Origin of the sequence: Micromonospora sp. MH33 (assembly GCF_003013775.1) — a bacterium.
Taxonomy (GTDB): Bacteria; Actinomycetota; Actinomycetes; order Mycobacteriales; family Micromonosporaceae; genus Micromonospora; species Micromonospora fulviviridis.
On the sequence record NZ_MUYZ01000078.1, the window covers coordinates 1 to 23396 of the forward strand.

Sequence of the window (23396 nt, forward strand, 5' to 3'; positions counted from 1 at the left end):
GAGGACGAGGGCCTGGGCGCCCGGCTCGCCGGGCTGCGTACCCGGGTGATGGGCTCGCCGCGCGGCCGGCTGGCGGTCGCCGCGGCGGCCGTGGTGCTCGGCCTGGTGGCCGCCGTGGGCGGCTGGTGGTTCGGGGTGGGCCGCTACACGGTCGCCCCGCAGCTGGTGAGCCTGACCAAGGCCGACGCGGAGGCGCAGGCCAACCGGGGCGGCTTCATCCTGCGCTACGCCGAGCCCCGTTACGACGAGAAGGTCCCCAAGGACACGGTGCTGGGCCAGGCTCCGGTCTCCGCCACCCGGATCGTCAAGGGCGGCACGATCACCCTGACCCTGTCGCTCGGTCCGGAGCGGCTGCCGGTGCCGGACGTGGTGGGCAAGGACTTCGAGCTGGCCCGGGCCGAGCTGGCCGACGCCAAGCTGGCGCCGGTCAAGGGCAGCTCCCGCTACGACGACGCGCTGCCGGCCGGGGTGGTGCTGGCCACCGACCCGAAGGTGGGCACGGTGGTCAAACCGGGCACGAAGGTGACGGTGATCCTGAGCAAGGGCCGCGCCCCGGTGACCGTGCCGAACCTGGTGGGCAAGAGCCTCACCGACGCCCGCGGCATCCTCGGCCAGCTCGGGCTGACCCCGGTGGAGACCTACAAGGACTCCGACAAGCCGAAGGACGAGATCCTCGGCCAGAGCCCGGCGGACGGCACCGGCGTGGAGAAGGGCACCCAGGTCAAGCTGGAGGTCAGCAAGGGCCCGGCCCTGGTGCCCGTCCCCCGCGTCGTCGACCTGCCCTGCCAGCAGGCCAAGCAGGTGCTGGAGAGCCAGGGCTTCCCGGTCAACATCCAGCTCAACCCGAACGGGGTGGCCCGCTTCCAGAACCCGGGCGAGAACACTCCGGTGCCGCCGGGCACCCCGGTCACGGTGACCTGCCTGTGAACGAGCAGAGCGGGACCGGGCGGCGGCGGGTCGGCTCGCACACCCCCACCTCCGGCGGCCTGGCCAAGGCGGCGCTGCCCTACGCCGACGCGGCCGCCTCCGAGGCGGTGCAGGTCTACGTCTCCAACTCCCGGGGCTGGGCGCTGCCGGCGGGCGACCCGAAGCAGGACGTGCTGTTCCGGGACGGCTGCGGCGAGCGCGGCCTGCCGGTCTTCATCCACGCCTCGCTGCTGGTCAACCTCGGCTCCCCCACCCCGGCCACGGTCGAGCGGTCGGCGGAGACCCTGGCGCACGCGCTGCGCCGGGGCCGGGCCATCGGCGCCGAGGCCGTGGTGTTCCACGCCGGCAGCGCCGTCGACGCGGGCCACGCCGAGGCGGCCATGCGGCAGGTCCGCGCGGCCCTGCTCCCGCTGCTCGACGAGACCGCGGCCACCAGCGGGCCGATGCTGCTGGTCGAGCCGAGCGCCGGGGGTGGCCGGTCGCTGGCCTCCCGGGTCGAGCACCTGGGCCCCTACCTGGACGCGGTGGACCGGCACCCGATGATGGGCGTCTGCTTCGACACCTGCCACGCCTGGGCGGCCGGGCACGACCTGGCCATCGAGGGCGGGATGACCGCCACGCTGGACGCGCTGGTCGCCGCGGTCGGCGCCGACCGGTTGAAGCTGGTGCACGCGAACGACTCGAAGGACCTGTGCGGCTCCACCCGGGACCGGCACGAGAGCATCGGCAAGGGCAGCATCGGCGAGCCCGCGTTCGCCGAGCTGATGCGCCACCCCGCCACCGCGGGCGTCCCGGTCCTGGTGGAGACCCCCACCGAGAAGCATGTCGGCCACGCCGCCGACATCGCCACGCTCAAACGCCTCCACCCCTGAGCGACCCCCCATAGGCCCGCGCCGAGGTGCCCCGGCGTTGATCAAGAAGTGTGCGTCGGGATCCGCATCGCGGGCGACGCGAACCTCTTGATCAACGAGGCGAGGGGGCGGGACGGCGGGTCAGGCGCGGAGGAGGGTGGTCAGGGTTTCGGCGGCCCGGTCGATCTGGTCGTTCGACACGTCCAGGTGGGTGACCAGGCGGGCCGTGCGCGGGCCGAGCACCGAGAGCAGCAGGCCCCGCTCCCGGGCGGCGGCCGCCAGGGCGGGCGCGTCGAGCGGGTGCTTGGCCAGGTCGAGCGGGACGATGTTGGTCCGCACCACGGTCGCGAGCACCCCGTACGGGGCGACCGCTTCGGCCAGCCGGGCGGCCTTGGCGTGGTCCTCGGCGAGCCGCTCGACGTGGTGGGCCAGCGCGTACCGGCCCGCGGCGGCCAGGATGCCGACCTGCCGCATGCCGCCGCCCATCCGCTTGCGGACGAACCGCGCCCGGGCGATCTTCTCGGCGCTGCCGACCACCAGCGAGCCGACCGGGGCGCCGAGGCCCTTGGAGAGGCAGACCGAGAGGGTGTCGAACAGCGCCCCGTACTCGGCCAGCGGCACCCCGTCGGCAACGTGCGCGTGCCAGATCCGGGCGCCGTCGCAGTGCAGGGCGAGCCGGTGGTCGTCGGCGACCCGGCGCAGCTCACGCAGGGTCGCCAGCGGGATCACCCCGCCGCCGCCCCGGTTGTGGGTCTGCTCGACGGCGATGGCCCGGGTCGGCACCGCGAAGTAGCCGTCCGGGCGGACCATCCCGGCCACCACCTCGGGGTCGATCTCCGCGCCCACCGCCGGCCAGGTCCGCGAGGAGATCCCGCCGTACGCGGCCGCCGCGCCGATCTCGTACGTGACCACGTGCGCGTCGGCGTCGCAGAGCAGCTCGTCGCCGGGCGGGACGACGAGCTGGAGGGCGATCTGGTTGGCCATCGAGCCGGTCGGGGCGAACAGCGCCGCCTCGTGCCCGAAGAGCGCGGCGACCTCGGCCTCCAGCGCGGTGACCGTGGGGTCCTCGGCGTAGACGTCGTCGCCCACCTCGGCGGTGGCCATCGCCTCCCGCATCCCGGCGGTGGGCCGGGTCACGGTGTCCGAACGAAGGTCGATGAAGTCAGCCACGGTGATCCTTTCGGCCGCCGACTGCGGGGCTCGCAAGCTCACTCCTCGCGTCAGCCACGGTGATCCTTTCGGCCGCCGACTGCGGGGCTCGCAAGCTCACTCCTCGCGTCAGCCACGGAGCATCTCCGCAACGAGGAAGGCCAGCTCCAGCGACTGCTGGGTGTTCAGTCGCGGGTCGCAGGCGGTTTCGTACCGGTCGGGCAGGTCGAGGTCCTCGATGCCCTGGGCGCCGCCGAGGCACTCGGTGACGTCCTCGCCGGTCAGCTCGACGTGCAGGCCGCCCGGGTGGGTCTCCAGACCGCGGTGCACCTCGAAGTAGCCGAGCACCTCGTCGACGATCCGGTCGAAGTGCCGGGTCTTGTAGCCGTTCGAGGACTCGTGGGTGTTGCCGTGCATCGGGTCGCACTGCCAGACGACCTTGGCGCCGGCGGCGGTGACCTTGGCGACGATCGGGGGCAGGGCGTCCCGGACCCGGTGGTTGCCCATCCGGCTGATGAGCGTGAGCCGCCCGGGGACGTTGTCCGGGTTGAGCTTCTCGCAGAGCTCGATGGCCTCGTCCGGCGTGGTGGTCGGGCCGAGCTTGACCCCGATCGGGTTGGCGATGCGGGAGATGAAGTCGATGTGCGCGCCGTCGAGCTGCCGGGTCCGCTCACCGATCCAGAGGAAGTGCCCGGACAGGCCGTACGCCCGGCTGCCGGAGATCCGGGTGAGGGCCCGGTCGTACTCCAGCGCCAACGCCTCGTGGGAGCAGTAGAGGGTGACCGTGCGCAGCGCCTCGTCGTCGGTCATCCCGCAGGCCCGGATGAACGCCAGCGCCCGGTCGATCTCGCGGGCGATGGCCTCGTAGCGCTCGCCGGCCGGCGACTGCTTGACGAAGCCCTTGTTCCAGTCGTGCACCGCGTGCAGGTCGGCCAGCCCACCGGCCAGGTACGCCCGGAGCATGTTCATGGCGGCGGCCGAGTTGGCGTACGCCCGGATCATGCGCTGCGGGTCGGCGACCCGCGCCTCCGGCGTGGCCTCCAGCGAGTTGATCATGTCGCCGCGGTAGGCCGGCAGGCCGCGCGCGTCGGTCGGCAGTGAGCGGGGCTTGGTGTACTGCCCGGCGACCCGGGCCACCTTGACCACCGGCAGCGACGCGCCGTACGTCAGCACGATCGCCATCTGGAGCAGGGTGCGGGCGTTGGCCAGCAGGTGGCTCTCGGTGTTGTCGGCGAAGGTCTCCGCGCAGTCGCCGCCCTGGAGCAGGAACGCCTTGCCCTCGCAGACCAGGGCCAGCCGCTGCCGGAGCTGGTCGACCTCGTAGGGGGCGACCACGGACGGCACCGTGTCCAGGACCTTGCAGACCTCGGCGACCTGCTCCTGGGCGGGCCAGGGCGGGGTCTGCGCGCGCGGGAGCTCCCGCCAGCGGTCCAGGCCGAGGGCCGCGTCCTCGGCGGAGTCGACGGTCGGACGACTGGTCTGGAGCCCCGGGCTGCCCACCGCGGGGTGACTCAGCTGATGCCACTCATGGCGCATGGGGGAAAGCGTACGGCGACCGCCGGGGCGGCCCGCCGCCGAGGGGGACGGTTCCGGTAGTTGGGAGATCACCGACACACTCCGGAACCGCCGCAGGTCGGCGCGGGTGCGGCCTCAGGGCGTGATCCCCGGCTCCGGGGAGTTGCCGCCCGGCGCCTCGCCGGCGATGCACCAGTCGGCGCCGGTGCGGGTGACCGTGAACAGCAGCGACCGGGTGGCCTTGCGGGTCCCGACGGCCACCGTGATCGACGTGCTCACCTCCTCGCCGTGCGGGCCGGACCGGACGTCGGTGATGGTGGCCTGCGGGACCGTGAAGTGATCGGCGAAGTCGCCGTTCGGGCCGGTGGCGGCGGCGTCGAAGGCGGCCTGCATGGGCGCGCAGAGCTGGCTGCGCCCGGCGTCGGCGTCCTTGGCCGCCATCGCGTCCAGGTACGCCTGGACGCGTTCCCGGCTCTTGGCCGCCGCCTCCTCGGCCGGTGCCCGCTGGGACTGGCTGGCCGGGCTGCCCGGGGCGTCGTCCCCGCCGCCGAGGCCGCAGCCGGCCAGCGCGACCGGCAGGAGCGCGAGCAGGGCCGCGCCGGCCACCGCCCTCGGGTGCGTCAGACCCATCGATCCCCTTCCATCAGCGCGGACATCGGGACATGCCGAGCGGCGAGTCTGTCACATCGACGCCGCCGTGTGCACGCCCGGCGGCCGCCGCCACCGGCCCCTCGACGACCTGCCCATCCTCGCCCGGATCGCCCCGGCCGGCCAGAGTGGCACGCGGACCGGCGTCCGGCTGTCACGGGATGGACGCCGGGCCGCCCGGCGCCGACAATGGCGTACCCCCGAAGGAGGTGACGGTCATCCTCGCCGTGGCATCGGTTGACACCGCCTGGCTGCCCCCGGCTGAGCGGTTCGACTTCTGGCAGGACGTCGTGGCCCGCGAGTCGGTGGCCGCCCGGATCCGCACCGCGCACGCGGGCGACTTCGCCGCCTCGGCCCGGGCCGTCGACCTGGGCGTGGTCCGGCTCGGCGCCTGGCGGTACCCGTCGCTGGAGCTGGCCCGTACCCCACGGTTGATCCACAGCTCGGACCCCGAGCTCTACCAGCTCGCCCTGCCGCTGAACGGCCACGGCGTGGTGTCGCAGCAGCGGCGGTCCCGCCGGCTCGACCCGTCCGGTTTCGCCTTCATCGACACCGTCCGCCCGCACGGCTCCCGGCACGTGCCGGACCGGGCCGCCGACCGGCTGGAGACGCTGACCGTGCTGGTGCCGCACCGGGCGCTGCCGCTGCCCCCGCAGCGGGCGGCGGCGCTGCTCGCCGCGGACATCCCCGCCGGCACCGGGATGGGCGCCCTGTTGGCCGCCTTCCTGCGCCAGCTGGTGGCCCATCCCGAGCAGTACGCCGCGTCGGACGCGCCGCGGCTCGACCGGATCGCCCTGGACCTGATCGCCGGCACCCTGGCCCGGCAGTTGGAGGCGGAGCGGGAACTCCCGGTGGAGGTGCGGATCACCGGCCTGCGGGCCCGGGTGGAGGCGTGGATCCGGCAGCACCTGGCCGACCCCGGGCTCACTCCGGCCACCGTGGCGGAGGCGCACCATCTCTCCCTACGCGCGCTGCACCGGCTCTTCGAGGAGGCCGGCACGAGCGTGGGGGCCCTGATCCGCACGGCCCGGCTGGAGCGCTGCTTCCGGGACCTGGCCGACCCGCGGCTGCGGCACCTCGCCGTCCACCAGGTGGCGGCCCGCTGGGGCTTCCGCGACCGGGCGCACTTCAGCCGGGCGTTCCGTGCCGCGTACGGGCTCTCGCCCCGGGAGCACCGGGCCCGCAGCATCCGTACCTGAACACACACCGTGCGGGGAGGGGCCGGTGCGGCCCCTCCCCGCCGGGTGGGTGGTGCGTCGGCCCTCGGCTCAGCCGAGACCGCCCTTGATGGCGCCGATCAGCTCACCGTTGCTGGTGTCACCGGAGAGCTCCCAGAAGAACGCGCCACCGAGGCCCTGGTTCTTCGCGTAGGTCATCTTGCCGCCGATGGTCGCCGGGGTGTCGTAGCTCCACCAGTTGCTGCCGCACTTGGCGTAGGCGGTGCCGGCGATCGTGCCGGTGGCCGGGCAGGTGTTCTTGAGCACCTTGTAGTCCTCGATGCCCTGCTCGTAGGTGCCGGGCGCCGGGCCGGTGGCGGTGCCGCCGGGGGCGGTCTGGGTCACGCCGGTCCAACCCCGGCCGTAGAAGCCGATACCGAGCAGCAGCTTGTCCGACGGCACGCCCTTGGACTTGAGCTTCTGGATCGCCGCGTCGGACCAGAAGCCCTGCTGCGGGATGCCGGTGTACGAGGTGAGCGGCGAGTGCGGGGCGGTCGGGCCCTGGGCCGCCCAGGCGCCGAAGTAGTCGTACGTCATCGGCATCAGCCAGTTGAGGTTCGGCGCCGCGCCAGCGTAGTCGGTCGCGTCGATCTTGCCGCCGGTGCTGCCGTCGGCGGTGATCGCCGCGGTGACCAGGAAGCTGGAGCCGAACTTGCTCCGCAGCGCGCTGATCACGTTCTTGAAGGCGTTCGGGCCGCTGGTGTCGCACTGGAGGCCGCAGGCGTTCGGGTACTCCCAGTCGATGTCGATGCCGTCGAAGACGTCCGCCCAGCGCGGGTCCTTGATCAGCGAGTAGCAGGAGTCGGCGAACGCGGCCGGGTTCTGCGCGGCCTGGGTGAAGCCGGCCGACCAGGTCCAGCCACCGAAGGACCAGATCACCTTCAGGTTCGGGTACATCTTCTTCAGCTTGCGGAGCTGGTTGAAGTTGCCCCGCAGCGGCTGGTCCCAGGTGTCGGCCACGCCGTCGACGCTGTCCGCCGCGGTGTACGCCTTGTCGTAGTCGGCGTAGCTGTCACCGATGCTGCACCGCCCGCCGGTGGTGTTGCCGAAGGCGTACAGCAGATGGGTGAGCTTGGCGGCCGACCCGCTGGTGTGCACGTTCTTCACGTGGTAGTTGCGGCCGTAGACGCCCCACTCGGTGAAGTAGCCGACCACCTTCTTGCCCCCGCTCGGCGGGTTCGTGGTGGGCGGAGGCGTGGTCGGCGGGGTGGTCGTCGGCGGGGTCGTGGTGGGCGGAGTGGTGGTCGGCGGCGTCGTGGTCGGCGGGGTGGTCGTCGGAGGAGTGCCCCCGGAGCAGGACGCGCCGTTGACCGTGCAGTTCAGCGGCGCCTTGTACGCCCCGGTGCCGTTGTAGCCCCAGCTGAAGCTGGCGCCCGCGGCGAGCGGGCCGGCCCAGCTCTTCTTGACCGCCACGTAGTGGTTGCCGCTGCTGGTGACGTCGGCGTCCCAGAAGCTGCTGATGGTGGTGCCCGCGGGCAGGTCGAACTCGATGCGCCAGGTGTCGACGCTGGCGCTGGTGCCGTTGGTGATGGTCACCTTCGCCTCGTGACCGGTCCCCCAGTCCTGCACCTTGGTGAACGTGGCGGTGACGCTGCCCGCGGCGGAGGCGGTCGTCATCGGCACTGCCGCGACCGCGAGCGCGACCACGGCGCCGGTGGCCCAGAGGGCCCGGCGGAGCGATCTCTTCATACGGCGTCTCCCCAAACAGTTAGGAAACTTTCCAGATTGGATGCTGAGACGTTACTCACGCGTCACCACTTCGTCAAGATGTAGATGCATCGATTCGTCGGGTCCGCCGCCGGACGGGGCGGGCAACCCCGTAGCCTCGTCCCATGACCGTTTTCGACGTGCAGATCGACGCTCTCGCCGGCGGCCCGGCCGACCTCGCGCGCTACCGCGGCCGCGCCCTGCTGGTGGTCAACGTCGCCTCCCGGTGCGGCCTCACCCCGCAGTACGCCGGCCTCCAGGCCCTCGCCGACGAGTACGCGGACCGGGGCCTGACCGTGCTCGGCGTGCCGTGCAACCAGTTCGCCGGCCAGGAGCCCGGCACGGCCGCGGAGATCGAGGATTTCTGCCAGGTCAACTACGGCGTGACCTTCCCGCTGACCGAGAAGGTCGACGTCAACGGGCCGCACCGGCACCCGCTCTACGCCGAGCTGGTGTCCACCCCGGACGCCGAGGGGCACAGCGGCGACGTGCGGTGGAACTTCGAGAAGTTCCTCGTCGCGCCGGACGGCACGGTGGCCGCCCGGTTCGCCCCGACGGTGACCCCGGACTCCCCCGAGCTGCGCGCCACCGTCGAGAAGGTGCTGCCGGCCTGAGGGACGTCGAGGCGCTCAGACGGGCGCGGTGAGGGCGGCCCGGAGCCGGGCCACCTCGGCCAGGAACTCGTTCGGCTCCCCCGCCTCGGCCCACAGCTCGGCCAGCTCGGAGTCGTCGGCGACCACCCGGTCCAGTGCTCGCACGGCCAGCGGTCGCAGCCGCTCGGGCAGGTCGAGCCGGGCGCCGGCGGTCAGGAAGTCCGGCGCGTAGGGCGAGTCGACGGGGAACGCGCCGGGCAGGTGGGCGACGACCACCGCGGCCGCGGCCACCGCCTCGACACCGAGGTCCGAGTCGAGATGGTCCGGCTCGTCGAGGACCGTCCGCAGTGCGCGCTCCACGAGGGCCGGGCGCTCCTCGGGCGCGGCGTCGTCGAGGTCGCCGGACCAGTCCGCCGCCGTGTCGTTGTCGAACGGCCCCGCCGCCCAGGTCCCCATCCGGTCCTCCGCTCCCCGATCCACTTCGACCGGACCGCAGGCTAACGGCGGGGTCCGACAACGACGGTGTCCGGGACAGGCCGTGGCCCGTCCCGGACGCTACCGTGTCGGATCAGCCCGCGGCGGAGCGGAAGACCGGGTAGTAGCCGCCGGACTGCCCCGCGGCCGTCGGGTGGTACGAGACGGTGAGGTTCAGGTAGTTCAACGCGTGCAGCCACTTCTCGCCGTAGCTGCACAGCTGGTGGCCGACGAAGATCGACCGGACGTCGGCGAACGTGAAGCCGGCCGAGGTGGCGGCCGTGCGGGTGATGTCGTCGACCAGGTTGATCCCCTCATTGATCTTGGCTCGCGAGGTGGCGCTGAGCCCGACGCAGACCGTGCCCAGCTGGTAGAAGACCGGGTAGCCGACCACCACGACCCGGGCCGAGGGGGCCCGGCTCCTGATGCCGTTGTAGACGTTGGCCAGCTTGCCGGGCAGCTGGGTGCGGGCCTTGTCCTCGGCGGCCTGGACCGCGGCCACGCACTGGGTCTCGCCCTGGAGCACGCAGGTGCTCATGATGCTGGAGAAACCGACGTCGTTGCCGCCGATCGTGACGCTGACCAGCGTGGTGGTCGAGGAGAGCGCGGAGAGCTGGTTGTTGATGACGTCCGTGGTGGTCGCGCCGGAGCAGGCGACCGAGCGGTACGAGGCCGGCCTGATGTTGGTGTTGTAGAGCGCCGGGTAGGCGTTGGTGCTGCGCAGGCAGGACCCGCTCTCGGAGGTGTAGCTGTCGGCGCCGACGCCGGAGGCGTACGAGTCGCCGAGAGCGACGTAGCGGTCGGTCGCGGCCGCCTGGGCGGGGGCGGCGCCCAGCGTCAGCGTGACACCGAGCGAGGCGGCCAGAGTCAGGGCGAGGGTGGCAAGACGGGATCTCCGCACGTCGCACTCCTGGGGGTGGGAAGTGGTGGTGGGAGATAGATATCAATAGATCGGAGGCACGCGGAAGATCAACGATTTGCGCCGGTCGCCGATAGACCCTTATTGCTACAAATCGTTGCCGGCGCCGTATCCGTTCATGAAGGTTTCCGCCAGCGGTGGATGGGCTAGGCTCGCCGGGTGGGCCTGATCACCGGGGACGACATCACGGCGGCCGAGAAGCGGCTCGACGGCCGGGTCGTCCGCACCCCGCTGCTGGACGCGCCGGTCCTGGGCGCCGAGCTGGGCCTGCGGGTGGCGGTGAAGGCCGAGAACCTCCAGCACACCGGCAGCTTCAAGGTCCGCGGCGCGACGAACGCGCTGCTCGCCCACGCCGAGCGCGCCGGCACGCCGGCCGGGCTGGTGGCCTTCTCCGCCGGCAACCACGCGATCGCGGTGGCCCACGTCGCCCGCGCGTCCGGGCTGCCCGCCGTGGTCTGCATGCCGCCGCACGCGGTGCCCGGCAAGCTGGCCACGGTCCGCCGGCTCGGCGCCGAGGCGGTGCTCACCGACGACCTGCTGGCCACCGCCCGGGCCGTTGCGGCCGAGCGCGGCTTCCACCTGCTCGCGCCCTTCGACGACCCGGACGTGATCGCCGGTCAGGCCACCGTGGGACGGGAGATCCTGGCCGACGGCCCGCGCCCCGATCTCGTGCTCGTACCGGTGGGCGGCGGCGGGCTGATCAGCGGGATCGCCGCGGCCATCCGCGCGGGGTCACCGACGACCCGGATCGTCGGGGTGGAGCCGGACGGGGCCAACGCCATGTCGTACGCGCTGCGGACCGGCAACCCGACGCCGCCGGTCCGCCCGGCCTCCGTCGCCGACGGCCTGGCCGCCCCGTTCGCCGGGCGGCACACCCTGGCGCACGTCCGGGCGCTGGTCGACGCGGTCGTGGAGGTGCCGGAGGCGGACATCCTGCCCGCCTGGGCCGAGCTGGTGGAGGCCACGAAGCTGCTGGTCGAGCCGGCCGCCGCGGTCACCCTGGCGGCGCTGCGGGCGGGGCTGGTCGAGGTGGCGCCCGGCGAGCGGACCGTCCTGGTGCTCAGCGGCGGCAACGTCGCGCCGGCCGTGCTGGCCACCCTCGGCTGACGCTCACACCGGGCGCCGGCCGGCTCTCGCGGTTCAGACCGGCCGGCGGCCGGCGAAGCCGCACTCCACCCGGTGGTACCAGCGGACGTCCTCGTCCCCCTCCAGCCAGCACCAGAGCACCGCCCGGCCGTCGCGCTCGCCGGGGAAGTCGAGCAGCACCGGGGCGATCCCCTTGACCTGGATGCCGTGCTGGTGGAACTCCTCCACCACGGCGTGCAGCCGGGCCTCCAGGGCCTTCACCTCGGCCAGCCCGCCGAGCGCGCTGACCCCGTGGTCGGCCAGGTCGATCCGGAGTTCGGCAAGGTCGGCGCGGAGCCGGATCAGCTCCTCGACGCGCGGCCGCAGGGTGGCCACCAGGTGTCGCGCCTGGGCGAGAGTGAACACCGCGCCAGTATGGGGCACCTTCCCTCGAAGCCGGGCGGGCGGGCTCAGTCGGCCTGGGCGGCCAGCTCGCGGGCCCGGTCGCGGGCGGCTTCGAGGGCCGCCAGCATGGCCGCGCGGACGCCGTGGTTCTCCAGCTCGCGAATGGCGGAGATGGTGGTGCCGGCCGGCGAGGTGACCGCCTCGCGGAGCTTCACCGGGTGCTCGCCGGAGTCGCGCAGCATCACCGCCGAGCCGATGGCGGTCTGCACGATCAGCTCGTGCGCCACCTGGCGGGGCAGGCCGAGCAGGATGCCCGCGTCGATCATGGCCTCGACCAGCAGGTAGAAGTAGGCCGGGCCGGAGCCGGAGAGGGCGGTCACCGCGTCCTGCTGGGACTCGGGCACCCGGAGGGTGGCGCCGAGCGGTTTGAACATCTCCTCGGCCAGCGCCAGGTGCGCGCCGGTGGCGTGCGCGCCGGGCGAGATCGCGCTCATCGCCTCGTCGACGAGCGCCGGGGTGTTGGTCATCACCCGCACCACCGGGGTGCCCTCGGGCAGCCGGCGGTTGAAGAAGGCGGTGGGCAGGCCGGCGCAGAGCGAGATGACCAGCTTGTCGGCGGGCACCTTGGGCCCGATCTCGTCCAGCAGCGCGGCCGCGTCCTGCGGCTTGACCGAGACGGCGAGCACCTCGGCCTCGTCCACCGCGGTGAGGTTGTCCACGACCCGGACGCCGTACCGGGCGGTCAGTTCCTCGGCGCGGGCGGGTCGCCGGGCGGTGGCGAGCAGCCGCTCGACCGGCCAGCCGGAGCGGAGCAGCCCGGAGAGCATCAGCTCGCCGATCTTGCCCGCGCCGATCACCGCGACCGTGTGCACCTCGGGTGCCATGAGCCGTACCCCTCTCGGTTGCGGTGCGACGCGGCGGGCCCGTCGGAGGACCCGCCGCGCCGCCCGCCGTCGGTCAGCTGCCGAAGAAGACCTCGGCCTCGGCGTACCGCTCCAGCGGCACGGTCTTCAGCTCCCGGGTGGCCTCGGCCAGCGGGACGCGGACGATGTCCGTGCTCTGCATCGCGACCATCTTGCCCCAGTCGCCCTCGTTCGCCGCGTCGATCGCGTGCAGGCCGAGCCGGGTGGCGAGCACCCGGTCGAACGCGGTCGGGGTGCCGCCGCGCTGGATGTGGCCGAGCACCACGGTGCGGGCCTCCTTGCCGGTCTTCGCCTCCAGCTGCTCGGCCAGCCACTGGCCGATGCCGCCGAGGCGGACGTGGCCGAACGCGTCGAGCTCCTGGTTGTGCAGCACCATCTGGCCGTCCAGCGGCTGGGCGCCCTCGGCGACCACGACGATCGGGGCGTACTGGTGCTGGAAGCGCTTCTCGACGTAGCCGGCGACCTGCTCGACGTCGAACTGCCGCTCCGGCAGCAGGATCACGTTCGCGCCGCCGGCGAGACCGGCGTGCAGGGCGATCCAGCCGGCGTGCCGGCCCATCACCTCGACGACCAGGGTGCGGTGGTGGCTCTCCGCGGTGGTGTGCAGCCGGTCGATCGCCTCCATGGCGATGTTCACGGCGGTGTCGAAGCCGAAGGTGTAGTCGGTGGCGCCGAGGTCGTTGTCGATGGTCTTCGGCACGCCGATGACGTGGACGCCCAGCTCGTGCAGCTTGGTGGCGACACCGAGGGTGTCCTCGCCGCCGATCGCGATCAGCGCGTCGACGCCCTGGGCGGCGAGGTTGTCCTTGATCCGCTCCACGCCGCCGTCGATCTTGAACGGGTTGGTCCGGGACGAGCCGAGGATGGTGCCGCCGCGCGGCAGGATGCCGCGGACATCCGCGATGCCCAGCGGCTTGGACAGGCCCTCCAGCGGGCCCTTCCAACCGTCCCGGAAGCCCACGAACTCGTGACCGTAGGTGGCGACGCCCTTGCGGACCACCGCCCGAATCACCGCATTGAGACCAGGGCAGTCGCCGCCACCGGTGAGCACGCCGATACGCATGATCTGCTCATCCTCCTGGAACATCAGGTGAAGCCCGGATAAGCCCCAGGATATGTGTCAGATCAGACCATCGGCGCCGTTGCCGGCCCGGGGCGGGCCGTCAGTGCGCACTGTAGTCGGCGTGGGTGCCCGCCGACACCGCGCCCCGGCCCGTTCCGACCCCCGGACCGGCTACCGGTCAGTAGCTGACCTCGCGGTTCTCCCCCGCCCTCGACGGCTGCCCGGTGACCGCCGCCCGGGCGAAGCCGAGCAGGTTCACCACCGTGCTGCCCGGCGCGTCCCAGTACTCGGCCGAGCCGGCGTGCACCTTGATCAGCGTGAGGCCCGGACTGTCCAGCCCGTCCGGGAACCAGGTCTTCAGCAGCGGGTGCCACAGCCGCTCGGCCCGGGTCCGGTCCCACTCCTCGGCGGCGGTGCCGGCCACCGACACCCAGGCGTGGTGCCGCTGGTCGGCGAAACCGACGTTGACCTGCGGGTTCACCCGGATCTGGCGGACCTTGGCGGAGCCCGCGGACGCGAAGAACCAGAGGTCGCCGTCGAACTCCGCCTCCTGGAGCCCCATCGGGCGGCTGACCAGCCGCCCGTCGACGGCGGTGGTGGTCAGCAGGCAGACGCGCGCGTCCCGGATCAGCTCGGTGACCCGGCGGCGACCCTCCTCGACGTCGGTCGGCTGCTTGTTCATGCGGCCCTCCCTCGGATCGACTCGATGCGAACCGTGCCCGGGACAGAACCGGTCAAACCTGCCGACAGCTCACCGAGTGGTCATGGCCCGCCAGCGGGCCAGGTTGTGCCGGGCGTCGACCAGCGCGTCGTGCCGGCCCGCCTCGGCCTCCGGCAGCCGCGGCCGGCCCCGGTCGTCCCAGAGCTGGCGCAGTTCCTTGGTGAACCGCGGGATCTCCCGGGGCAGCGCCGGCATCGCCCCCCAGAGCTGGGCCAGCACCACGTGGTCGTACGCCGCGTACCAGGCCCAGAGCTCCAACTGCTCGCCGGGCCGGTCCCGGACCGGTGCCATGAGGAACTCGTAGAGGTCGTCGCGGATCCGCTCCCGGGAGCGCCAGGCCCGGTCGGCCGGCGAGGGGAGCTTGTCCAGCACGTTGCGGCGCACCCAGGGCACCGCCCGGGAGTCGTCGAACTCGGTGGAGACCGCGTAGAACTCGCGGCCGTACTCATCGACGACGCCGATCGACACCAGGTCGACGATCCGGCCGTCCTCGATGAACTCACAGTCGTAGAAGTAGCGGTAGGCCATCGCCACCATCCTCGCCCACCGCCGCGGGCCGCCGGTCGCCGGGGCGTCCGCCGAGGTCGGCGGCCCGCCGTCCCAGCTCGCGACGGTCACGGAAGTGTCTCCAGGGGTGTACAGCACGCGACCGGAGCGTCATGATCTGATGTGTACCGCTACCGGACGCCGAACCGGTTGAGATGCCTCGTGCCGGGGGTTGACAGGTTCACCCGGTGTGCGAGTTGTGGTCCTTGACCGGGGAGGGGTTGGGCCGTGGAGATGCGCCTGCCGGAGCCGGGTGACGCGCTCACGGGCGTGGAGATGTTCGCCGGGCTGGAGCCGGAGGTGCGGCAGCGGGTCATCGCCGCGGCCGTGCCGCGCACCTACCGCAAGGGACAGCTGCTCTTCGTCGAGAACGACCCCGGCGAGTCGCTGATCGTGCTGCGCCGGGGCGCGGTGGCGGTCTTCCGCACGGCCCCCACCGGCGAGCGCGCCGTGCTGTCGGTCATCCGACCGCCGGACGTGCTGGGCGAGGTCTCCCTGCTGGACGCCTCGACCCGGTCGGCGTCGGCCGAGGCGATCGAGGACTGCGCGGCGCTGGCGCTGTCCCGGCCGGCCTTCATGGAGCTGGTGCACTCCAACCCGCGCATCCTCGACGCGGTGATGCGCTCCCTCGGCCAGCTGATCCGCCGGCTCACCGAGCAGAACGCCGACCACGTCTTCCTCGACCTGCCCGGGCGGGTGGCCAAGACGCTGGTCCGGCTGGCCGGCGAGAGCCAGGCCCCGATGATCACCATCGAGCTCAACCAGAGTCAGCTCGCCGAGATGGCCGGCGGCTCGCGGCAGAGCGTCAACCAGGCCATCGGCTCCTTCGCCAGCCGGGGCTGGCTGCGCACCGAGGGGCGCCGGATCGTGGTCACGGACGTGGCCGCGCTGCGCCGCCGCGCCGGCATGAACGACCGCTGACCGGATGACCTGACCGCCGGGCCGCGCGTAACCCGCGTCCGGCCCGGCTCCCTGCTCGCGGCCGTCACGCTGGTCGTACCACTGCTCTCCCGCGCCCTCGGCGCCGGCCCGCCGTCGCGGCGGTCGCCTGAGCAGCGTGGAGGGTCGGTGGAGCCGGCGGGACTACCGCCGGCCCCACCGTCCGGTCACTTTTCCGAGGTGTCGGCCGGCGGCGAGCTCGGGCCGGGACCGATCTTCTGCGGGTCGGTTCCCTTGGTCGTGGTGGTCGTCGTGGTCTTAGTCGATTCAGCGCCCACGGGCTGCTCTACCATGCCTTTTTCCTCCAGTTCGGCGAGGGTGACGGCGTCGACGTCGACCGTGTCGCCCGAGGCCCACACCATCCCTCGTGGATCGGTCCAGGAGGCGGACAGTCGGACGTGCACGGCACTCTCCCTGTCGACGGAACTTCCTGGTACGGAAGACTAGACCCGGCCGATCGGCCTTGACGTCCCGCCGACCCGTCGGGTACCCGACTGCCCGGCCGCGCGGGACGATGGGGACCTCACGCGTACGGAGCTGGACATCGACCTCACCTGTGGACACTGCTCCCGGACCGCCGGCCCGGACGACCGCTTCTGCGGCGGTTGCGGCCGGCCCCTCGCGGCGACCTGTCCGGGCTGCGGTCACGCCAACAACGCCGAGGCGAACTTCTGCACCAACTGCGGGCAGCCGTTGCGCGACCACGCCGTCGCGGTGCAGGAGGACCGCCGGCAGGTCAGCGTGCTCTTCATCGACATCGTGGACTTCACCACGTACGCCGAACGGGCCGACCCGGAACAGGCCCGCGGGCTCCAGCAGGCGTACTTCGCCACCGTGCGCCGGCTGGTGCACCAGTACGGCGGTGTGGTGGAGAAGTACATCGGCGACGCGGTGATGGCGCTGTTCGGGGCGCCGGTGGCCACGGACAACGACGCGCTGCGCTGCGTGCGGGCGGGGCTGGAGCTGCAACGGAGCCTGGCCCGGCAGCCGGCCGGCCCGCACCCGCCGCTCGACTTCCGGGTCGGCATCGCCACCGGTGAGGCCCTGGTCGACCTCGCCGCCGCCCGCGACGGTGGCCAGGCGTTCGTCACCGGCGATGTGGTCAACACCGCCTCCCGGTTGCAGGGGCTCGCCCCCGCCGGCGGCGTGGTGGTCGACGAGAGCACCTGGGCGGCCACCCGGCACGAGATGGAGTACACCGACCAGCCACCCGTCACGCTGCGGGGGCGGTCGGCGGTGAGCCGGATCTGGCTGGCCGTCCGCGCCCGGCCCCGCCGCGACGGACACACCGCCGAGCTGACCCCGATGGTCGACCGGGACCACGAGCGGGGCCTGCTGGTCAGCGCGCTGCACCGCACCGTCACCGAACGCACCTCCCAGCTGCTGACCGTCTTCGGCCCGGCGGGGGTGGGCAAGAGCCGGCTGCTGCGCGAGCTGGCGCGCCACGCGGCGAACCTGCCCGGAGCGCGGGTCACCTGGCTGATCGGCCACTGCCCGCCGTTCGGCGAGAACGTCACCTACGCCGCCCTGGCCGACATCGTCCGGAGCTGGCTCGGGCTGCCCGACTCCGACGACCCGGCCGCCATGCGCGAGCGCCTGCGGGACCGGCTGGGCCGGCTGGCCGACCCACACGCGGTGCGGCTGGCCGAGGCGTTGGGCCCCCTGGTCGGCGTGCCCGGCGAGCGGCTCACCTCCGCCGAGACCGAGGCGGCCTGGCGGCGGTTCCTGCTCACGCTGGCCGCGACCGGTCCCACGGTGCTCGTCTTCGAGGACATGCACTGGGCGGACGAGACCATGCTCTCCTTCGTCGAGCAGCTCGGCGCGGCCGCCCGCAACGTGCCACTGCTGGTGATCGCGACCGCCCGCCCGGAGCTCCGCGAGCGGCACCCGGCGTGGACTGGAACGATCAGCGGCGCCATGTCCATCTCGGTGCCGCCCATGCACGACGGTGACATCGACACCCTCTACTCGCTGCTGCTCGGCCACACCACCCTGCCGGCGAAGGCCCGCGGGCCGCTGATCGAGTTCGCCGACGGCAATCCGCTGTACGCCCAGGAGTACGCGCGGATGCTGCTCGACGGCGGGCTCGTCGACCGGCGGACGGCCCTCCCGCCGCTGGACCCGGGCGGTGGGACGGGGATGCCCCGAACCGTCCAGGCGGTCATCGCCAACCGGCTGGACCTGCTCGACCCGGCCGACCGGGCGGTGCTCCAGGCGGCCTCCGTGGTGGGCGTGCAGTTCTGGGCGGCGCCGGTGGCCCTGGCCCTGGGCCGGCCGGCGGAGTGGGTGGAGCGGGCGCTGCACCGCCTCCAGCGCCGCGACCTCGTCTACGAGCTGCCCGCCTCGACCATGCCGGGCCAGCCCGAGTACCGGTTCCGGCACATCCTGGTCCGGGACGTCTGCTACCAGCGGCTGCCCCGGGCGGAACGGGTCACCCGGCACCAGCGCACCGCCGACTGGCTGGAGCAGCTCGCCGACGGCCGCCAGCACGACCTGGCCGAGGTGCTGGCCAACCACCGGTGGGCGGCGCACGAGATCGCCCGCACGGTCGGCCTCGACCCCTCCCCGTACGCCCGGGCCACCCGGAACGCGCTGCACCGGGCCGCGCGCCGGGCGTACGCGCTGCACGCGCTGGACACCGCGGCCACGCTGGTCGGCCGCGCGCTGGCGGTGGACTGCGGACCGGACCCCTCCCTGGACCTGTTCCAGGCGGAGCTGGCGTTCTACCGGGACCGCGACGGGTTCCTGGTGGGCGGGGGCACGGAGTCCCTCACCTCGCTGGCCGACCGGCTGGCGGGGGCGGGCGACCTGCCGGGCGCGGCGAAGGCGTGGCGGCTGCTGGCCACCGCGGCCTGGGCCCGGGCGGACCGGTCGGAGACGCTGCGCTGCCTGGACCGGGCGATCCGGCTGCACGCCGGGCTGCCGGACAGCGAGGACAAGGTCGGCGCGCTGCTGGAGCTGGCCCGGACGCACATGCTCGACGCGGAGGCCGAGCCCGCGTGCGCCGCCGCCCGGGCCGCCGCCGAACTGGCCGAGCGGCTGGAGCTGCGGGAGGCGCGGGCGAACGCCCGGATCACCCTGGCCGTGGCGCGCTACCAGGCCGGCGTCGAGGAGGCGTACGCCGAGCTCGCCGAGGTGACCGAGGAGTGCCGGGTGGAGCGGCTGACCAGCCGGCGGCGCGCGGTGCACAACCTGGCCTGGGCGTTGCAGGAGGAGGGCGACCTGACCGGCTCGGCCCGCCTGGTCGACGAGCAGCGCTCGCTGGACCTGGCCGGCGAGCACGGCCTGACGGTCAGCTTCGCCGACCAGTGGAGCCGGTCGTACTACAGCGGGGACTGGACGGCGGCGGTGCGGATGGCCGACGGGTCGACCCGACGCCCGACCGACGAGTGGGACCTGCACATCGTGGCGGTCTCCGGCTGGATCCGCGCGCTCGGCGACGCGCCGCCCGACGGCGGTACGGAGGGCGACGGCGCCGACCTGGTGGACCAGGCGCTGATCGCGGCCCGGCGCAGCGGCTTCCACCGGGTGTTGCGGTCCACCGTGGCGCACGCCGCGTTGTGCCGGGCGGTGCAGGGCCGGCGGGACGAGGCGCTGGCGCTGCTCGCCGAACTCGAGACCGACTGGCGGCGGACCCGCATGATCCCGTTCGCGGAGTGGGTGCCGGCGGTCGGGCACGTGGCGGGGGTGCTCGGTGGTGAGGCGGCGCTCCTGGTCCGCGACCTGCTGGCCCGCGCCCCGCGGACGACGCGCTGGGCGCGGGCGGCGGGCCGGTCCGCCGACGCGGCGCTGGCGCGGCGGGACGGCGACGTCCAGCGGGCGGCCAGCCTGTTCAGCGCGGCGGCGGCGAGCTACGCCGAGATGACCGACGTCACCGACCACGTCATCGCGTCCGCCCTCGCGGTGGGGCCGCTGGCCGAGGCGGATCCGGCGGCCGCGGCGGAGACGCTCGCCCGGGTACGCGCCTTCGCCGAACGGCACGCCGCCGCCGGCCTGCTCCGGATCGCCGGGGCCGGCTGACGTCAGGCGGGAACGGCCTCCCGGGGCTGGGCCTTCGCCTTCTGGGCGTACATGTCCACGTACTCGCGGCCGGACAGTTCCATCAGCTCGTACATGATCTCGTCGGTGACGGCGCGCTCGACGAACCGGTCGCCGGACATCCCGGCGTAGCGGGAGAAGTCGAGCGGGGCGCCGAAGCGGATCCGCACCCGGCCGAGGTTGGGGACGATCTGCCCGGTGGGCTGGATCGCGTCGGAGTTGAGCATGGCCATCGGCACCACCGGGGCACCGCTTTCCAGGGCGAGCCGGGCCACGCCGGTCTTGCCCCGGTAGAGCCGGCCGTCCGGCGAGCGGGTGCCCTCCGGGTAGATGCCCGCGATGCCGCCGGACCGCAGCACCCTGAGCTGGGTGTCCAGGGCGGCGCGGGCGGCCCGGCCGCCGGAGCGGTCGACCGGGATGGTGCCGGAGCCGACGAAGAACATCTTGGTCAGCCAGCCCTTGAGACCCTTACCGGTGAAATATTCGGCTTTCGCGATGAATGTTACTTTTCGCTTGACGATCAACGGGGTGAAGATCGAGTCCGAGAAGGAGAGGTGGTTGCTGGCCAGGATCACCGGGCCGGCCTCCGGGACGTTCTCCAGCCCCTCGACCTGCGGGCGGAAGATCAACCTCAGCAGCGGGCCGAGCATGATGTACTTCAGCAGCCAGTACAGCACCGGGGTCCTTCCAGGCGGGAGCGGTGACGGGCCGGTCGCCGGGGTGCGGCGGGGGCCGCCGGGACCGTGCCCGGGGCGCCGTCGGCGAGCGGGACTGTCGGGGAAGAGCGTACGAACAGGGAGCGGCACGCCACAACGCACTCCCGGAACCGGGTCCCGGCGTGTCAGGATTCAGGGCACGACGGTGCGGCGAAGGGGGTGTCCGGTGTCAGGGGGCGGGCCCCGCCGGGGACGGCGGGACAACGGGCTCGACGCGGCCGAGTACGCGGTCGCGGGCGATGTCGATCCGCGCGTCGGGGAGCACCTGCTCGACGTGCTCGCCGCCGGCGGGATCGCCGCCTACCTCCAGCCCTCGGCCGACCTCAACCCGGTGACCCGCACCACCACCGTCCCGTCCCGCCCGATCGACCGGCTCTACGTCGACCGCTCCCACCTGACCACCGCCCGCGACTACCTCACCCAGCTCAGCGACGAGGGGGGCCGCGAGCCGGCCCGCGACGACGAGCCGGACATCGAGGCCGAGTGGGCGAAGATCGTCGCCGGTTTCCACACCGCGCCGAGCGCCGGGAGCCACCCCTGGCCGGCCGCGGAGGACGTCGACGACCCGGTGGACCCGGTCGACCCGGCCACCCCGGGCGGCGGCACCCCGGGCCGCGCCGAGGAGACCGCCGGCCCGACCGCCACCGACGTGCGGCGGCTGCCCTACGCCGCGGACGTCTCCGGCATCTCGCTGAGCCGGGGGCGGCAGGACGAGCCCTCGCTCCTGGACGGCCTGGACACGTTCGGCGCCGACCTGCCCGGCGACGGGGACGAGGAGCATTACACCCCGCCACCGCCGCCCCCACTGCCGCGCTTCTCGAAGTACGCGGTGGTCGGCGTGCTCTGCATCGTGCTCGGCTTCCTGCTCTTCCTCTCCCCCACCCTGCTGTCGACGGTCGACCCGCGGGTGGTGACCCTGTTCGGCTTCACCGGCATCCTGGCCGGCTTCGTGATGCTGATCTGGCGGCTGCGCCCCGGCGACTCCGACGAGCACGACCCGGACGACGGCGCGGTCGTCTGATCGGGCGCGCCCCCGCGGCCCGGATGGCGGGACACCGCTCGCCCCGGGGCGGCGACGTAACAGGGGTGTAACTTACTGTCAGTAGGAATACCGCTGTACGTCACATCCCGCACCGGCTGTCCGGGTTGGGCCCCTCCTCCGGTGGTCGGTCCCCTGCAGATCGGAATGCCCGAGATGCGACAGAGCCCCCTTGTGCTGGTGGCCAACCGCCTCCCCATCGACGACAGTGTGGCGCCGGACGGCGCCTTCGAGTGGCGCCGCAGCCCCGGCGGCCTGATGAACGCCCTGCACCCCCTGCTCCGGCACACCCCGGCGACCTGGGTGGGCTGGGCCGGCGGCACCGGCCCGGCACCGCACCTGCCCGACGTGGACGGGGTCCGGATGCACGCCGTCCCGCTCAACGGCGAGGACTTCCGCGACCACTACGAGGGCTTCGCCAACGCCACCCTCTGGCCGCTCTACCACGACGCGGTCGAACAGCCCGAGTACCACCGGCGCTGGTGGGAGGCGTACCAGCGGGTCAACCAGCGGTTCGCCGAGGCCGCCGCCGAGGTGGCCGAGCCCGGCGGGCTGGTCTGGGTGCAGGACTACCACCTCCAGCTCGTGCCGGGGCTGCTCCGCGACCTCCGCCCCGACCTGCGGATCGGCTTCTTCCTGCACGTGCCGTTCCCGCCGCCGGAGCTGTTCATGCAGCTTCCCCGCCGGGCCGAGCTGCTGCGCGGGATGCTCGGGGCCGACCTGATCGGCTTCCAGCGGGCCCAGGCCGCGCACAACTTCGCCCAGCTCGTGACGAAGGTGCTCGACCTGCCCGCCACCGACCGGCGGATCGGCGTCGGCGACCGGGTGGTCCGGATCGGCGCCTTCCCGGTCTCCATCGACACCGCCGAGATGGCCACGCTCGCCGCCCGGCCCGACGTCGCCGACCGCGCCCGGCGGCTGCGGCAGGACCTCGGCGACCCGGAGCGCGTCATCCTCAGCGTCGACCGGATGGACTACACCAAGGGCATCGAGCAGCGGCTCAAGGCCTACCACGAGCTGCTGGCCAGCGGGGACGTCAAGGTCCGCGACACCGTGCTGGTCCAGGTGGTGGTGCCCAGCCGGGACCGGGTGGCCCAGTACCAGATCCTCCGCGACCGGGTGGAGCACCAGGTCGGCCGGATCAACGGCGAGTTCGGCCGGGTCGGCGAGCCGGCGATCCACTACCTCAGCCAGCCCTTCGACCCCGCCGAGCTGGTCGCCCTCTACCGGGTCGCCGACGTGATGGCGGTGACCCCGCTGCGGGACGGGATGAACCTGGTGGCCAAGGAGTACGTGGCGGCCCGGGTGGACGGCACCGGCGCGCTCCTGCTCAGCGAGTTCGCCGGGGCGGCCGCCGAGCTGGCCCAGGCGTACCTGGTCAACCCGCACGACCTCGACGGGCTCAAGGCGGCGCTGCTGGCCGCGCTGCGGGCCGCGCCCGAGGACGTGGCGGCCCGGATGCGGGCGATGCGGGAGCACCTGGGCCGCAACGACATCCACGCCTGGGCGGGGTCCTACCTGAGCGCGCTGGAGGAGACCACCTCCCTGCCCGGCCGGCGCACGACGAGCGGCTGACGCCGGCGCTCACCCGAGGGCGGGGGTGGGGTCCTTCTCCAGCCAGTCGAGGATCGCGTCGATCGGCTCCCGCCAGCAGGCGTCGAGCATCAGGTCGTGGCCCATGCCGGGGAAGAGCAGCGGGGCCGAGGCGTAGCGGCGGGCCGCCCCGGTCAGCGCCGCCGCCGGCACCACCCGGTCGTCGGGGCTGCCCAGCACCAGCACCGGCGGACGGCCCACCGCCGGCTCCGGCTGCCGGCCGGTGAGCAGCTGCCACTGCGCCCGGCGGCCGGCCCGGCCCAGCCGGGAGACGTACCGGCGGGCCTCGGCGTCGGGCAGTTCCCGGCTGAACAGCTGCCGGCGGTTCAGCCGCAGGCCGGCGCCGAA

21 protein-coding genes and 2 pseudogenes are annotated in these 23396 nt (G+C 73.5%); 9 read left to right on the forward strand and 14 right to left on the reverse strand.

The features are described from left to right. The coding region (locus B0E53_RS14780) for a Stk1 family PASTA domain-containing Ser/Thr kinase (protein ID WP_146167672.1) at positions 1-927 on the forward strand (927 nt) is incomplete at its 5' end. Further along, the gene (locus B0E53_RS14785; protein WP_107076596.1) at positions 924-1799 is read left to right on the forward strand and encodes a deoxyribonuclease IV; all 876 of its coding nucleotides are present in this window, start codon (positions 924-926) and stop codon (positions 1797-1799) included. The genes B0E53_RS14780 and B0E53_RS14785, both read left to right, overlap by 4 nt. A 120-nt stretch (positions 1800-1919) precedes the next feature. On the opposite strand, the pseudogene B0E53_RS14790 reads toward B0E53_RS14785, so the two are convergent. The 3 genes and pseudogenes from B0E53_RS14790 to B0E53_RS14800 all read right to left on the reverse strand — a co-directional run bounded on the left by B0E53_RS14790 (position 1920) and on the right by B0E53_RS14800 (position 5072). Further along, positions 1920-3006: pseudogene (locus B0E53_RS14790) on the reverse strand (GntG family PLP-dependent aldolase). A 50-nt stretch (positions 3007-3056) separates the two neighbouring features. Next, positions 3057-4463, reverse strand: a complete 1407-nt coding sequence (locus B0E53_RS14795) for a 3-deoxy-7-phosphoheptulonate synthase class II (protein ID WP_107076597.1) — start codon at positions 4461-4463, stop codon at positions 3057-3059. A 114-nt stretch (positions 4464-4577) separates the two neighbouring features. After that, positions 4578-5072: a hypothetical protein gene (locus tag B0E53_RS14800; RefSeq protein ID WP_107076598.1), complete on the reverse strand. Its 495-nt coding sequence runs from the start codon at positions 5070-5072 to the stop codon at positions 4578-4580. A 179-nt stretch (positions 5073-5251) separates the two neighbouring features. On the opposite strand from B0E53_RS14800, the gene B0E53_RS14805 reads away from it, so the two are divergent. Further along, positions 5252-6289, forward strand: a complete 1038-nt coding sequence (locus B0E53_RS14805) for a helix-turn-helix domain-containing protein (RefSeq protein ID WP_168215319.1) — start codon at positions 5252-5254, stop codon at positions 6287-6289. Positions 6290-6358: 69 nt separating this feature from the next. On the opposite strand, the gene B0E53_RS14810 is transcribed toward B0E53_RS14805, so the two are convergent. Then, entirely contained in the window at positions 6359-7996 is a 1638-nt protein-coding gene (locus tag B0E53_RS14810) for a glycosyl hydrolase family 18 protein (protein WP_107076600.1), read from the reverse strand. A gap of 143 nt (positions 7997-8139) precedes the next feature. On the opposite strand from B0E53_RS14810, the gene B0E53_RS14815 reads away from it, so the two are divergent. Beyond that, positions 8140-8628, forward strand: a complete 489-nt coding sequence (locus B0E53_RS14815; protein WP_107076601.1) for a glutathione peroxidase — start codon at positions 8140-8142, stop codon at positions 8626-8628. 15 nt (positions 8629-8643) lie between these two features. On the opposite strand, the gene B0E53_RS14820 is transcribed toward B0E53_RS14815, so the two are convergent. Together B0E53_RS14820 and B0E53_RS14825 are read right to left on the reverse strand one after the other, a co-directional pair. Then, positions 8644-9063, reverse strand: coding sequence for a DUF4259 domain-containing protein (locus B0E53_RS14820; protein WP_091320196.1), 420 nt, complete (start codon positions 9061-9063; stop codon positions 8644-8646). Between the two features lie 112 nt (positions 9064-9175). Then, the gene (locus B0E53_RS14825; protein WP_107076602.1) at positions 9176-9982 is read right to left on the reverse strand and encodes an SGNH/GDSL hydrolase family protein; all 807 of its coding nucleotides are present in this window, start codon (positions 9980-9982) and stop codon (positions 9176-9178) included. A 177-nt stretch (positions 9983-10159) separates the two neighbouring features. Here B0E53_RS14825 and B0E53_RS14830 point away from each other — a divergent pair, with 177 nt between their 5' ends. Beyond that, positions 10160-11107 carry a threonine/serine dehydratase gene (locus B0E53_RS14830; RefSeq protein ID WP_107076603.1) on the forward strand — a complete coding sequence of 316 codons (948 nt, stop codon included), beginning with the start codon at positions 10160-10162 and terminating at the stop codon, positions 11105-11107. Between the two features lie 33 nt (positions 11108-11140). Here B0E53_RS14830 and B0E53_RS14835 read toward each other — a convergent pair whose 3' ends face one another. From B0E53_RS14835 to B0E53_RS14855, 5 genes are all read right to left on the reverse strand, one after another. After that, the gene (locus B0E53_RS14835; protein ID WP_107076604.1) at positions 11141-11491 is read right to left on the reverse strand and encodes a DUF2203 domain-containing protein; all 351 of its coding nucleotides are present in this window, start codon (positions 11489-11491) and stop codon (positions 11141-11143) included. A 44-nt stretch (positions 11492-11535) separates the two neighbouring features. Next, positions 11536-12354, reverse strand: a complete 819-nt coding sequence (gene proC, locus B0E53_RS14840) for a pyrroline-5-carboxylate reductase (RefSeq protein WP_107076605.1) — start codon at positions 12352-12354, stop codon at positions 11536-11538. A gap of 73 nt (positions 12355-12427) precedes the next feature. Then, on the reverse strand, positions 12428-13456 hold the full coding sequence (locus tag B0E53_RS14845) for a 6-phosphofructokinase (RefSeq protein ID WP_107076612.1): 1029 nt from the start codon (positions 13454-13456) through the stop codon (positions 12428-12430). Positions 13457-13634: 178 nt separating this feature from the next. Beyond that, positions 13635-14138: a pyridoxamine 5'-phosphate oxidase family protein gene (locus B0E53_RS14850; RefSeq protein ID WP_107076606.1), complete on the reverse strand. Its 504-nt coding sequence runs from the start codon at positions 14136-14138 to the stop codon at positions 13635-13637. Positions 14139-14207: 69 nt separating this feature from the next. Beyond that, the gene (locus B0E53_RS14855) at positions 14208-14705 is read right to left on the reverse strand and encodes a polyadenylate-specific 3'-exoribonuclease AS (RefSeq protein ID WP_107076613.1); all 498 of its coding nucleotides are present in this window, start codon (positions 14703-14705) and stop codon (positions 14208-14210) included. A 246-nt stretch (positions 14706-14951) separates the two neighbouring features. Here B0E53_RS14855 and B0E53_RS14860 point away from each other — a divergent pair, with 246 nt between their 5' ends. Continuing rightward, complete coding sequence (locus B0E53_RS14860; protein WP_091268212.1) at positions 14952-15644, forward strand: Crp/Fnr family transcriptional regulator; 693 nt, start codon at positions 14952-14954, stop codon at positions 15642-15644. A 185-nt stretch (positions 15645-15829) separates the two neighbouring features. On the opposite strand, the gene B0E53_RS14865 is transcribed toward B0E53_RS14860, so the two are convergent. Continuing rightward, positions 15830-16066, reverse strand: a complete 237-nt coding sequence (locus tag B0E53_RS14865) for a hypothetical protein (RefSeq protein ID WP_107076607.1) — start codon at positions 16064-16066, stop codon at positions 15830-15832. A gap of 139 nt (positions 16067-16205) precedes the next feature. Here B0E53_RS14865 and B0E53_RS14870 point away from each other — a divergent pair, with 139 nt between their 5' ends. Beyond that, positions 16206-19682: an adenylate/guanylate cyclase domain-containing protein gene (locus B0E53_RS14870; protein ID WP_107076608.1), complete on the forward strand. Its 3477-nt coding sequence runs from the start codon at positions 16206-16208 to the stop codon at positions 19680-19682. A 2-nt stretch (positions 19683-19684) separates the two neighbouring features. Here B0E53_RS14870 and B0E53_RS14875 read toward each other — a convergent pair whose 3' ends face one another. Beyond that, on the reverse strand, positions 19685-20377 hold the full coding sequence (locus B0E53_RS14875; protein ID WP_107076609.1) for a lysophospholipid acyltransferase family protein: 693 nt from the start codon (positions 20375-20377) through the stop codon (positions 19685-19687). 205 nt (positions 20378-20582) lie between these two features. Between B0E53_RS14875 and B0E53_RS14880 the strand changes: the two genes are divergently transcribed. Beyond that, on the forward strand, positions 20583-21437 hold the full coding sequence (locus B0E53_RS14880) for a DUF308 domain-containing protein (RefSeq protein ID WP_107076610.1): 855 nt from the start codon (positions 20583-20585) through the stop codon (positions 21435-21437). A 174-nt stretch (positions 21438-21611) separates the two neighbouring features. After that, positions 21612-23030, forward strand: a complete 1419-nt coding sequence (locus B0E53_RS14885; RefSeq protein ID WP_107076614.1) for a trehalose-6-phosphate synthase — start codon at positions 21612-21614, stop codon at positions 23028-23030. 9 nt (positions 23031-23039) lie between these two features. On the opposite strand, the pseudogene B0E53_RS14890 reads toward B0E53_RS14885, so the two are convergent. After that, positions 23040-23396, reverse strand: a pseudogene (locus B0E53_RS14890) (alpha/beta hydrolase); the annotation flags it as partial.

Excerpts from the sequence above, each read along its gene's own strand:
- B0E53_RS14805 (WP_168215319.1), top strand. The coding sequence starts at position 5,252 with ATGGACGCCGGGCCGCCCGGCGCCGACAATGGCGTACCCCCGAAGGAG.
- B0E53_RS14820 (WP_091320196.1), bottom strand. The coding sequence starts at position 9,063 with ATGGGGACCTGGGCGGCGGGGCCGTTCGACAACGACACGGCGGCGGAC.
- B0E53_RS14800 (WP_107076598.1), bottom strand. The coding sequence starts at position 5,072 with ATGGGTCTGACGCACCCGAGGGCGGTGGCCGGCGCGGCCCTGCTCGCG.
- B0E53_RS14885 (WP_107076614.1), top strand. The coding sequence starts at position 21,612 with ATGCGACAGAGCCCCCTTGTGCTGGTGGCCAACCGCCTCCCCATCGAC.
- B0E53_RS14855 (WP_107076613.1), bottom strand. The coding sequence starts at position 14,705 with ATGGCCTACCGCTACTTCTACGACTGTGAGTTCATCGAGGACGGCCGG.
- B0E53_RS14850 (WP_107076606.1), bottom strand. The coding sequence starts at position 14,138 with ATGAACAAGCAGCCGACCGACGTCGAGGAGGGTCGCCGCCGGGTCACC.
- B0E53_RS14815 (WP_107076601.1), top strand. The coding sequence starts at position 8,140 with ATGACCGTTTTCGACGTGCAGATCGACGCTCTCGCCGGCGGCCCGGCC.
- B0E53_RS14810 (WP_107076600.1), bottom strand. The coding sequence starts at position 7,996 with ATGAAGAGATCGCTCCGCCGGGCCCTCTGGGCCACCGGCGCCGTGGTC.
- proC (WP_107076605.1), bottom strand. The coding sequence starts at position 12,354 with ATGGCACCCGAGGTGCACACGGTCGCGGTGATCGGCGCGGGCAAGATC.
- B0E53_RS14845 (WP_107076612.1), bottom strand. The coding sequence starts at position 13,456 with ATGCGTATCGGCGTGCTCACCGGTGGCGGCGACTGCCCTGGTCTCAAT.
- B0E53_RS14795 (WP_107076597.1), bottom strand. The coding sequence starts at position 4,463 with ATGCGCCATGAGTGGCATCAGCTGAGTCACCCCGCGGTGGGCAGCCCG.